The organism is Psychrobacter sp. R86515 (genome assembly GCF_042466315.1).
Lineage (GTDB): Bacteria > Pseudomonadota > Gammaproteobacteria > Pseudomonadales > Moraxellaceae > Psychrobacter.
The window spans coordinates 1,760,984-1,773,984 of sequence record NZ_JAXHCC010000001.1 but is presented as its reverse complement, the minus strand read 5'-3'; the positions used below and the strand labels follow the sequence as shown (position 1 = coordinate 1,773,984).

Annotated in this window: 7 protein-coding genes; 1 reads left to right on the top strand and 6 read right to left on the bottom strand. The window is 43.8% G+C overall.

Annotation, left to right across the window (positions count from 1 at the left end; translation table 11 throughout):
* Nucleotides 1–3 precede the first annotated feature (3 nt).
* From proB to SJY28_RS07495, 5 genes are all read right to left on the bottom strand, one after another.
* Complete coding sequence (gene proB, locus SJY28_RS07515) at nt 4–1,176, bottom strand: glutamate 5-kinase (RefSeq protein ID WP_057759177.1); 1,173 nt, start codon at nt 1,174–1,176, stop codon at nt 4–6.
* Between the two features lie 78 nt (nt 1,177–1,254).
* Complete coding sequence (gene cgtA / locus SJY28_RS07510; RefSeq protein ID WP_101206151.1) at nt 1,255–2,460, bottom strand: Obg family GTPase CgtA; 1,206 nt, start codon at nt 2,458–2,460, stop codon at nt 1,255–1,257.
* 289 nt (nt 2,461–2,749) lie between these two features.
* Entirely contained in the window at nt 2,750–4,192 is a 1,443-nt protein-coding gene (locus SJY28_RS07505; RefSeq protein ID WP_379543982.1) for a glyceraldehyde-3-phosphate dehydrogenase, read from the bottom strand.
* Between the two features lie 385 nt (nt 4,193–4,577).
* Nucleotides 4,578–5,810 (bottom strand): lipocalin family protein, encoded by a 1,233-nt coding sequence (locus SJY28_RS07500; protein ID WP_379543981.1) that lies wholly within the window; start codon nt 5,808–5,810, stop codon nt 4,578–4,580.
* 449 nt (nt 5,811–6,259) lie between these two features.
* The gene (locus tag SJY28_RS07495; protein WP_379543980.1) at nt 6,260–7,396 is read right to left on the bottom strand and encodes an NUDIX domain-containing protein; all 1,137 of its coding nucleotides are present in this window, start codon (nt 7,394–7,396) and stop codon (nt 6,260–6,262) included.
* A 299-nt stretch (nt 7,397–7,695) separates the two neighbouring features.
* On the opposite strand from SJY28_RS07495, the gene hemP reads away from it, so the two are divergent.
* The gene (gene hemP, locus SJY28_RS07490) at nt 7,696–7,854 is read left to right on the top strand and encodes a hemin uptake protein HemP (RefSeq protein ID WP_227672156.1); all 159 of its coding nucleotides are present in this window, start codon (nt 7,696–7,698) and stop codon (nt 7,852–7,854) included.
* 151 nt (nt 7,855–8,005) lie between these two features.
* On the opposite strand, the gene SJY28_RS07485 is transcribed toward hemP, so the two are convergent.
* On the bottom strand, nt 8,006–13,000 hold the full coding sequence (locus SJY28_RS07485; RefSeq protein ID WP_379543979.1) for a translocation/assembly module TamB domain-containing protein: 4,995 nt from the start codon (nt 12,998–13,000) through the stop codon (nt 8,006–8,008).
* Nucleotide 13,001 lies beyond the last annotated feature (1 nt).

Here is a 13,001-nt window from a genome sequence, read left to right as displayed (position 1 = left end):
ACGCTATACAGTTAATGCAAGATTGTCGCGGTGTACCATGACGACACGTTCTTCGCTACTGCCAAAGATCTTATCGAACTGTTCGGTACGCTCACGAGCGACGCGGCGCGCATCATTCGATGAAAAGTTTACCTGCCCAACGGCTATGCGTTCGCCCGTATCTTGATGAATGATTTCTACCACATCACCTTCATCAAATCCGCCCTGCACTTCTACAACACCCACTGGCAATAAACTTCTGTTGTGCTCAGTCAATGCTCTTGCAGCGCCTGCATCAACGACCAAGCTACCTGACATACGTAGATGCGCAGCTAGCCATTGCTTACGCGCAATGATTTTATCTTCGTCATTAGTCGTCAATAACGTACCTACCGCTTCGCCTGATACCACACGGGTAATAACGTCATCAATAGCACCGCTGACGATAACGGTAGGACAGCCACCCATAGCAGCAAGGCGTCCAGCACGGATTTTGGTTAACATACCACCGCGTCCAAGCTTGCCGCCGTCTCCTGCAATATCAAATAAATAATCAGCCATTGCACGTTCTTGACGAATCATCTTAGCGTCAGGATTATCACGTGGGTTATCAGTGAAGACACCTTCTTGATCGGTTAAGATAATGTACAAATCAGCATTAACCATTGCGGCTGCCATCGCACCCAAGGTATCGTTATCGCCAAATTTAATCTCATCAATCGTGATGGTATCGTTTTCGTTGATAACAGGTAGTACGCGCCATTCTAATAACTGTGTCAGCGCACCCGTCGTATTAAGGTAACGACTACGATTAGACAAGTCATCATGAGTTAGGAGTAGCTGCGAGCTTTGAATGCCATGCTGAATCAAAGCTGACCACCATGTTTCAATCAACCCCATTTGACCAATAGAAGCACAGGCTTGTAGTGCTGCTAGTTTCTTAGGACGTTCCTCAAGGTTCATACGTACCACACCTTCAGCAACGGCACCTGATGATACTAACAGTACCTCAACGCCTTTTTTGTGCAGCTTAGCAATCTGCTTTGCCCACTCATATATGGCAGTACGATCCAGCCCTCGACCGTTATTGGTTAATAGTGATGAACCAATTTTGACAATAACGCGCTGAATATCAAAGTTGCGAGTTTGCTTAACAAATCTTGCTTCTTCCATCGTGTTTGCTATGTCATCTGCCATATAAACTCCTTTTTTTCATATCAATTGATTGTAGGGATTAAATTCACAATTCAAGTATAACTGCTCAAGCATACTAGCTTAAGGAACGTACATTACCTCAACGCCATCGTCATCATCGTCGTCAAAATCAGACGTATCCAAGCCTTCACGCGCCGCTTTACGAGCTGCACGATATGCTTCACGCTGTGCTTCAGTGTTAAGACGTACTTCAGCTTCTAAACGCTCAAAACGTTCTTTTTGTGCTTCAGCGAAGATAGGATCTTCTATTTCACGCTCACGCTCAAGTTCGATATCATTCATTAAATGATATTTGACTGCATCAACGCCTTCACCAGTTAGCGTTGCCGTACGGAAGACCATACCAGTCCAACCAAGCTCTGCGACAATATGAGTACAAAGCGCATTCAAATCTTCATCATTGACCTGATCGATTTTGTTTAATACCAAAATCTGCGGTAAATTAGCCAATTCAGGAGAAAAACGCTCAAGCTCGTTTAAGATAACGCGAGCATTTTCGACTGGATCGCTACCATCAACAGGCTTGACATCAACTAAGTGTAGCAGACGACGTGTACGCGCAACATGTTTTAAGAAGCGAATACCAAGTCCAGCACCTTCTGATGCACCTTCAATAAGACCAGGAATATCTGCCATTACAAATGAGCGATGGCGACCAATATCGACCACACCCAAGTTTGGTACTAGGGTGGTAAACGGATAATCAGCCACTTTTGGTCTAGCAGCAGAGACTTGACGGATAAAGGTCGATTTACCAGCATTCGGCAAACCAATCAAACCAACATCAGCCACTACTTTTAGCTCAAACTTAAGAACTTTTAGCTCGCCTTCAAAACCTGACGTCGCTTTACGCGGTGCTTGGTTAGTCGAGCTTTTGAAATGGGTATTACCCAGACCACCATCGCCACCTTTGGCAATCAGTAGTGTCTGGCCAATTTCAATCAAATCACCCAATACTTCGTCTGTCTCGGTATCAACTACCGTCGTACCAACTGGTACTGGCAAATAAAGATCATCAGACCCCTTACCTGAACAGTTTCTACTATGGCCGTTCTCAGCACGCATAGCGTCATGACGACGCGTATAACGATAGTCAACTAGGGTGTTGGTGTTGTCTTCTGCAATGACATATACATCTCCGCCCTTGCCGCCATCACCACCATCAGGTCCACCACGCGGGACATATTTCTCTCGGCGAAAACTGGCGATTCCGTTACCACCGTCACCTGCTTTTACCGTTACGACGGCTTCATCAATAAATCGCATCTTACGTTCCTTAATTCACAATCCAGTCTATAAACTGGTTACAACCAACGGTTGTATTTTGGGGTTTTGCTATGTTGTTGCGTCAAAATATACACTGTATAAAGTCTACTTTTACTTAGTGCCCATTATGACAATAACACCCGATAATCAATCGGACTATCGGGTGTTTAAGTATGACAGTTAAAGTCCTACCAAGCTATTTAAAGTAGCATCTACTGCAGCGCAATCTTATGACACGATAGCGCTACTATACTTGGTATGACGTTATTGCTCTACTGTATTTAGTAATCTATGCTGGAATCTGAGCGTAGCTGATTCCAGCCATTTGCGTCGCCAAACGCAATACCTGAGTACTATAACCTACTTCGTTGTCATACCAAACATATACGATCGCTTGGTTGTCAGTCAAAATAGTAGCTTGAGCATCGATAATACCAACATGAGTCGTACCAACGAAATCCGTTGATACCGCTTCTGTAGAATCTGTATAAGCAATCTGCGACTGCCAAGTGCTGCTGTTAGCCATTTTACGCAAAAACTCATTCAACGTATCAGCGCTTGCTGGTGCAGTTTTTAGATTCACGTTCAAGATTGCTAAGCTAACGTTTGGTGTTGGTACACGAATAGCGTTACCCGTTAGCTTACCGTTTAGTTCTGGCAATGCTTTACCAACAGCTTTTGCAGCACCAGTACTGGTGATAACCATGTTCATCACAGCACTACGACCACGGCGGTCTGCTTTATGATAATTATCAACCAAGTTCTGATCATTGGTAAATGAGTGAATAGTCTCTACATGACCATTTACAATACCGTACTCATCATTCAATACATTCAGCGTTGGCGTAATCGCATTGGTCGTACAGCTAGCAGCACTAACGATCGTATCATCACCAACGGTATCATTGTTCACGCCATAAACGACGTTTTTGATATCGCCGCCAGCAGGTGCTGTTAGTAGCACTTTTTTCACGCCAGTAGACTGTAAATGTTTGCCAAGGCCTGCTTCATCTTTCCAAATACCTGTGTTATCGATAACAAGAGCATTGTCGATACCATAAGCAGTATAGTCGATTTCGCTTGGGTCTTTGGCATAGATAACTTGTACAAAACGACCATTAACGATCATGCCGTTGTTATCGTCGTCAATGCTGATGCCGCCTAAAAATCTACCATGGATTGAGTCACGCTCAAGCAATGAGATGCGCTTAGCCAAGTCACCAGCAGCGGCTGGGCGTACAACGATCGCTTTTAGTTGTAGACCTTTCGCGCTTGACGCTTGTGACAATAGCAGACGAGTCAAGATACGACCGATACGGCCAAAACCGTAAAGCACAACATCCGTCGCGCCATTTATAGCACCAGCATTGTTGATAGACTGTAGAGCGGTCTGTAAGTCAGTATCATTAGCAATCAATTGACCAACATCGATACGAGTGGCTTGGATATCAGTGTTTTCTGAGATAACCTTTACCATCGCTAGAGTATCAGCGATATCGATAGCTTTGGCGCCATGGTCGCGTAGCGCTACTTTTTGATGCAAAGCAAGTATTTGACCAACTGAGGTAGAGTCTAGCGTTTCGCCAAACAAAGTCACTTGTACGTCTTGCTTGTTATAGAGCTTGTTTAGTAGCCCCATAAGCTCAATCGCTTGTTGCTCTTGATTGTTGTAGTTGTTCAAGTGGTCTTGATGTAATTGGCGTAAGGTATCAGCGTTGCTCACGAGAAACATCCTTATGGTCAGTAATGTATGATCAATAAAATATGAAGAAGTGTAAAATAGATAGGTCGTGTATGCTCTAAATGGCGACTCTAATATGATAATCAACCACTATCAATATGGGTTATTGACGCTAGAGTATTTGAATCGCCTAGATTTTAGCCTAAAACGCCTCATTTTGCCAGTAGTAACCGATTAGCTAGCGTGCATAATAGGTTTCATTCTCTTATATAGTTCTTATATCTTATATAGCTCTTATATAGCTCTTATATATAGTTCTCATATACAGCTAACAATAAAAATAATGGCAGCCATATATGCTACCTTATCGAGACGTGATGAAATAATAATGGCTATAGAGCTTAACTAACTGAAGCAGTAATTTCAGTTACATCTATTATGGTGCTAGATTCACTGTTTGGTTGCTCTGCGACGTCAATGTAAATTCTTTTAAGTCGTAGCCTTGCTGCTGAGCAATTTGACGATATTTAGTATACGTTTCCTGACTGATATTTGGCGAGCGTGCTAGTAGCCATAAGTATTTTTTATCAGGCGTCCCTACTAGCGCAGTTTTATACTCTGCATCACGTGCTAGCACCCAATAATCAGCACGGCCGACTGGAATCCAACGAATCCACTTCGGTAAGAACGTCACTTTGAGTTTGCTGCCACTTTCATCGACTGGCTTAGCCAAACCTTCTGCCACGATACCCGAACCGTCCTCGCTCACACACTTATTAGTAACCGTGATTCCTGAGCCGTCATCTTTTTGAGCATAATTGGCGGTCACATCACCAGCACATTTACGCTGGAAATACATCGGCAAACGGCCGATTTCATACCAAGTACCTGCATAGGTGTTCAGATCTACGCTATCTACAGTAGTTGGTGTGCTTGCAGATTTATGAATAATATCGCTTGGCTTAACCGATAGCACATCAGTCGTGGTCTTCTCGCTCATCGCATCATCAGACATGCCATTAGCTGCCGTGTTATTAGTTGCCATGTTTACTGGCGGCGTGGCCGCATAGGCTGAGAACGCTGCTAACGGTATAATAATTGCTAAGGCAATGCCTGTATGTTTGATCAGTCCATTCATAAATATGCGCTCCGGTATTTCTTTGTAGGATGAATTATTTGTTGATGCATCACCAATTTGCTCAGCGTCGATAGCCTGTTCAGAACCACTGTTTAGATTATCTATTTGATCCTCTAACAGTCCCGACATTAATGGCTCATCTTCATTTAGCTTTTTTGGCTGCTTATTTTGCGCTGACTTATAGCCAGATGATTTATAACCACTAGCCACGTCATGATTGTTCTCATTGCTATTTTTTAGATCTTTGCTTATCTCATTGTTACTCATAGCTGACTCTTTTGCCCTAAGGCTATTGTCGGCGCTTTTGTATCCAAAATAGCTGTCTTGCGAAGACGTGTCTTTTGCCAGATGGTGCGAATATTCGCCATTCGAGCTGTCGTGATTATAGCTAGCATCGTTACTAGCTTGGTTTGTCTGTTGCGTGTCATCGCCATATTCATTGTCATTGAGCGATTGCTTAGGCTGCTGAAGTTGAGAACCAGCTGCCTGTGAATCAGTCCATGCTGACTCAGGTAACTTATTGGTTTTCATAGGAGTACCATTCTTAAATAGTGATTGTTAAAAACGCTTTATGTACGGCATCTATTTGGTCTCGTTTTCTAAAAGCCATTTGCTTTGGTATAAATTATTCGTGCAAAACTTGACTCTACAAAAGCTTTTTTATTATTGTATTTTGAGCATTACTTTTGGTTAGTCATTGTTCTATAGAAATAAGATCAACGTATCGTAGATATGCAATATATATTAAGGACAACTGGACTATTAAAACAGTAGTGCAATGTAGGAAAACGCAACGGTTTGTAAGTAACTATGGGGTTTGAGTGTTGTTTGAACACATCATAACCACACAGTTACTTGCTGGATAACTAAGTTAAAAATCAGTTATTTGAACTTACTAAGCTTAATACGCAAGTCTAATACGGGTCACATTCAGGCAAATGGCATGATGGATTCCCTATAGCTTTTTTGAGTTATGCGGATTATATGAACTGACGAATACCTGCCACACTGATACCGCCATACTGCAATGCTTGATTGAGCATAGCAGGCTCTAGACCACCTAACCCAATAACAGGCATATCAGCTAACTCTGCCAACGCTGACCATGCTTCCCAGCCAAGCGGTACGTCATTAGGATGCGTTTGGGTGGCGAGCACAGGTGATACGAAAGCACCAATCACTGGTGGTAATGCATTCTGTATGCGCATGCTGGCAAGTTGATTGGCTGCCGTTATGCTCGCGATGTCATGGCAGCTGACAATGAGCGGATGGTCTTTAGATAACGACTGCGTGAGAGCTGTAGGATTGCCATCCTTATTAAAGCACTGCATCAGTGTCGAGTGTGTCAGATGCTTGGCAACTATTCGCTGGCCAGTTTCTGTCTCATTAGCGGTTAGTGATTCCTCAACATTCAAAGGTTGTTCTTTTTCATTAGGTAAAATCGCTAAAATATCTGGACGTGCCGTTATCAATTGCTCAGTAAGATGCTTAGAATTTGCGTCCTTCAAGCGGATATATACCCACGACTCTGATACTAGATTTTCTTGATGATACTGCAGCCATGCCGCGGCTGCATCAGTGTATGTGCCGAAATGTGCTAGAGGATAAGTAATCGCAATCTTCAATGGGAGTTTCAACCATTCAAGGATTGTCTTATTAGCAGCGGGCAGATGATACGCTCCTGCCAAAAGCTGTGATTTGCTTACCCAAGTTAATGCCTGCCCTTCTAAACCCTGCTCACAGTGTCTATGCTGCTCGTACTGCTCTGCTGTCAGCTCAATCCTATAAACCTGTAAGCTGACCTGCTTATCGCCATAATCATGATGCAAACGCCCAAGCTTAACGATAGTATTATTATCAAGTAGGATACCCGTCTCTTCCGCCACTTCTCTTATCAACGCCTGCGCTGCTGACTCATTTGCTTCTATCTTTCCGCCAACGAACTCGTAACGATTTCCCTGATGCTGAGTAGCATCTCGAAATCCAAGTAAATACTGATCTTTATAATGAATGACAGCCACTGCAACATTTACAATGCTAGGTTTGTTAGCTTTCGCCTTACTATTTGTCTTACTTTCCGGCTTCGTCTCTGATTGTTGATTTGACCCTTTCAACATACTTATATCCTTTATTTCAGTGTTTACTCTGATTATTTCTGATTATTTAATAGTTTTTATAGACTAGATGAATTATTGAAATTTATCACCTAACTTATTAATTTATATAGATAAAATATTAATTAGAGATGATTTATAACAGCGAACTTAGATAAGTTTACATAATAACTGCATTTTATTTTATCAATTGCCTTGCAAATTTATCAAATCTAAATGATAATTATTATCGTTAAAAACAATTACGCTATGGTTAGCCAATTTTTTAAGCCACTTCTTCTCAAAAGGAATTTACTATGAGCATGGTCATCTCTCGTTATTTAAACTGTCGTGAAAACCGTCTGCCTACTTTGCAATCACAACATCTATTTGCACTGACTAAGGAGGTACGTATCGAGCATGAAGGCGAAGAGTATCGACTACGCCTAACTCGCAACAATCGCTTAATTCTAACCAAGTAACGCCTATTTCAATATTATCTGTTTCAATACTTCTATAAAAAAACGCCTTCATTATGAGGCGTTTTTTTATAGGCTATCCAACTTAAAAATAATTTCAAAAGCTCTCTAAGTTGACATAAACTCGAAAGCAGTCATCTTCTGAATAAACGATTTAGAACTGCCAACTATAGACCACATCTACTGCATTCTCCGCTGCTGAGCTTGCTTCTACATAGATGCGGCGCGTCAATTGATAACGAACAGAAAGACTATTTTGCGCATTGAAAACACCCACACCATAGCGAATGTACAAATCAGGCGTTACGTAACCTGTGACGTTGACATTGGTGTCCTCGCTACTACCTGAGGCATCGACTGTCAGACTTTGCAAGCCAAACGCTTGCCCAATTTGATTGGTCAGGCTACGAGTGCCACTCAGACCAAAGCTCAATCCAGCGGCGGCCAAATTATTGGTCACTTGCGACTTAAATCCTTGTTCGCTAATTTGCGTTGCACTCTTATTATCGATGCGACCTGTAACCAAGGCGTTCATTGCTTGCTGCTGGGTCAGTCCTGCATTGTTAAAGACGATAATATTGGGGCTTTCAGTCGTTCCTTTGACACGCAGACCAACTGTTTTTCCATTAATCGTTTTGGCCGCTTCAATACTCAAGCTCGGCTTCATCACGTCACCATTGAAACGAACTTGACCATAATTTAGCTCTAGGCTTTGGCCAAAGGCATTGATGTTGGTACGGCGTGAGACCTGCACAACACCTCTGGCACGCATGATACCTGTGCCATTCTGAGTCACATTAATCGCACCTGCCAATGGAATGACTGCGCCAAAACCACGGAAGTTGATATCATCGCCCAAATCAATACCGATATCAGCATTGATTGACCAAGGTTTTGAGATAGCCAGTACTTCATCGATATTACCAATCAAACGACGATCTAGTACGACTGCATCTTCAGTTTGAGTGATGATATCTTCGCTTGCTTCAGGCGGACGAATGGTCGCAGACGGCACACTGATCGCCCCTTTTATATCAACATAACGATCGCCTGGGCGCACGATAATATCGATATCAGGATCAATTTCAGCAACCAGTAATGGCGGCTGGGTAATGACTAGGCCTTCACCGACGATACTCAACTTGGCTTGCAATTTTTGCTGCCAGTTGACTGTCCCTGACAATTCGCCTTCACCTGTACCACTATTGAATGTGCCATCAATAGTCGCTTGTGTGCCGCGGATTTTGGCTACCGCATTTACTTTGGATAGATTCACGGGCAAATCAAGCATGGCTATACGGCCGTCAGAGAGTTTTACGTCGCCATAGAACTGTGGTTTGGTTAAGGTGCCGCCTAGGCCACCCGCCATTGTAACGTTACCTCTTAGGACGCGCATACCGGGGAAGAATGGCTTAAATATCGCAAGATCAAGCTCGTTCAGCACCAGTGCACCAGAAATTGGTTTAGGGTCTTTATAAGGATCGACGATCACCTCAGCATAGCCACGCGCACCGCGTCCAGTATTGATGTCAGTACGCAGCTTGATACCCTCAGGCACAGACAGAGCAATGAGAGAGACACGTTTGTATGGCAAAGTCATTGATGTGCTCTCGCCATCTTGAACAAGGCCAATCTTGCCATTGTCTGAGTATAGCGTGGTATTGATAGTTGGCGGACGACCACGTTGCCATCCGACGATTGCTTTACCATTAATCTTGCCATTCCAGTCAATATCTTCTGGCAAGAACACTGAGAATAACGACGTATCTAAATTCTGCAACGCTACATTGACTTCGCCTTGGTCCGGCGATGCCACTAGTTTTTCTCGTAGACAAAGCTTGCCGGTTTGATCCGTGGCCTGCCAACAATGAGCGGCAAGCTGTACTTTTAGATCACGATTCTCACCACCCTGATTGTAAGGTAAATTCACAATCAGCTGTGCAGGTTGCAATTGATTCAAAGTCGCATATTTAGATTTAATGCGGCCTTTTCCAATGACACCTGACCAGCTTAGCCTGTCTCGATCAAAACCACCTTTTAGCCTAGCGCCGACATCGAGTTGCTTATTGGCCACATTGAGATCGACCACATGAGACTTTTCGGTACCATTAAAAGACGCTTTAACGCTATCGAAACTTTGACCAGCAGCATCTAGGCCTTCAGCCGTCACAATTAGCTGACTGGGGCTATTGGCTAAGTTAACCAGCTTGCCGCGTACACGGCCTTGACGCAATATAAAGCCAGGTAGCGCGAGTCGCTCACCGACCAAATCAATATAAATAGTAGGCAGTGCTTGACCAGTTGGTTGAGACAGCGTGGCACCGCCAGTGACTTTACCAGCCAGTTGGCTAGATAGTTGATCTAGACTGGTGATGTTAATTTTGGTTTGTAGCTGTTTGGCATTGCCGTTAGCCGTGACGTAATTATCACCCCAACGCAGCACCAGATTATTAGCGTTTAAGCTATCAATCAAAGCATTCACTTGCTTGTATTGCGCTTGGGCATCTTGGGTCTGAAGTTGTTTGAAGTAACTTGCTAAATCTTTAGGCAAACGCATTTTCGCTGATAGGCTGCCTTTGGCACTCAGTTGCTGCCCTTTTAGCATGCCATTTAGATTGACTTGTTTAATATTGACGATCTGCTGCGTGTCACTCCAGCGGCCATCTGTATCAATCGTACCAGTGATAAGGCTTGGGGTGTCTTTTAGGAAATAACCAATGTTAAAACGATCCATGACCGCGTTGATATCCCATGCAACGCCTTGACGCACATCAACGGTTCCGCTGGCATCGATACTACCTGCCGCACCCACATGACGGAAACGGTTGATACGTATCAGCTGACTGTCACCACTGGCTTCTATATTCAGCTTACCTGCTGGCAATTGCTCGGCATCCAATATGCCGTTGAAATTTACGGCAAAGCGCTGCAAAGTACCTGCAGTATTTTTGCTGTTTTTTGGCGCATTTTGCCACTCGCCACTGGTTTTTAGATCGCCTGTGATTATCGCTGGATTATTGGGTAAAAAATAACCCAAGTTGAACTGGTCAAAACGACCATCTATATTCCAACCAATATTTTTACGTAAGTCGATGACCCCTTTCGCATCAACTGCGCCCGCTTCACCCTTATAGTTCAGCTTACGAATACTAATCAGCTTTGGTGTACCCGCAGCATCGATAGACAGACGGCCTTGTGGTACATCTGCCGTATCAATTCGACCATCAAAACGCGCATCAAATACTGACAGCTCACCACCTACGATATCGACACTGGCATCACCAGCACCAGTGATACCGATAGCACGATCCGCTTGCGTCGCATCGAGCTGCGCTTGCATGTCAGTATTGTTTAAAGTAATCACATGACGTTGACCGCTGACACCATTTTTGGTGATGTTTAGCAGTCGACCACGCGCACTTATACTACCTGTTAGGCGCTCAAGCGGTAAATCGCTACGATATTTCTTAGGGAGTAAACCTTTGGTACTGGCATCAATCTGCCATGTCAGTGGACGCTGTTTGCTCGCTAACTGAATCTGTCCTGTACCGGATAAGTCTCCTACTATGCCGTTATAATTAAGACGATTGATATCTATGACATCACCAGCCTTACGTATACGTAGATCATAGTTGCCCTTGGGGGCAGCATTGAGCTCATTGATAACGGCATTGGCATCGACTGATAAGGTTGAACCACGAACGATGACGTCTGCCTGCCCACTAGGACTGTCGATATTGCCAATATTGGGTACGTTACGGCGGGTTAGGTTTTTCCAGTTAGCGTCAATATACCAAGGCGCAACTTGCTTAGATTTGGCAGAGGTTTTACCGCGAACCATATTCGCATTGATATGCTCACCATCACGCTGACGCAAATCTGCATCAATCTGCGTGTTACCAGTGGTATTTTGCTGCTGATAACGCAGTGACAGCCTACCGTTAAGGGTTTGCGGAGCATAAGCTTTAAAGTCAGTATATTCATCCGGAATAGCTTGGCGAATATTAAAATTACTACCCGTCGCACGCACTGTGGCCTCAAAGCTGTCTTTCCAGTCTAGAATACCTTGCAACGCCAAACGTCCCGCTGGCACGTCAGCATCCAAGCGATCTATACGTAGCTGACTGTTGGCAATAACGGCACGGCCTTGATAATGACCTGATGGAATGTCTTTGGCCGTCAATTCAGTATTGATACGCAATCGTATCTCAGAGATGATACCAGAAGCTGTGGCTGTACCGCTTTGTAGGCGAATGTTTTGGCTATCGGCGTAAGGGATAAGAATATCATCCCACTGTAGTTTTGCATCAAACGGCGCACCTGCATCTAGCCCCTGCACTACAAAGTCGCCTTTCACATCGCTATCGTTATACCGACTGCGCACCTTACCAACAGTACGTTTGAGCGTTCCCGTTGCAGAGATATTCAATGGGTCGATATAGGCTTTTTCAAGGGCGCTGACTTCCGCAATCGCACTCAAATCTAGTGGATAGTCGCCCTGTAGGTCGATCTCTCCTTGTAAGGCACTGACTTTCACGATATCAGCGTACTGCAAGTCACCACGGCCAACGGTCACCGTACTACCTACCCACGTTAGATCACGCGCCGTAATATCTTGAATAACGATAGGATCTTTGGTTACTTGCTTATAAGTAATTTTCTTAATTTTTGCTTGATCAAAGCGCAAGTTTACTGGCAACTTTAAAGTTTTATAATCAAACGGTTCACCAGTAGGCGGTTTTTTATTGATAATCTCTATGGTCTGGATGTCTGCATCACTTAAATGCACTTCTTTTGCAAATACTGCACGCCAGCCTATTTTTACATAGGCTTTATCTACCAATATTTCAAGATCTTCAGTCGCTTCAATATCGATATCAGTGACCCAAATACCATCGCGCAAGTTACCGCGTCCGTATTTGAAATCAATACCTGTCTCAACACTGATTTTTTCTAATATAAACTTCGTACCAGCGTCAGTCCCTGCTGCATAAAAGAATATGGCAAACATAATTGCTAGTACGATAAGCACCAATACCAGCAGTTTAAGCAGAAATGACAACGGATACCAACGCCTAACGGCACGGGCATCACGCTGTGCTGGATCTTCATCTGGAGCATTATTAGGCGGGGTATTTTCTGTCAGCATG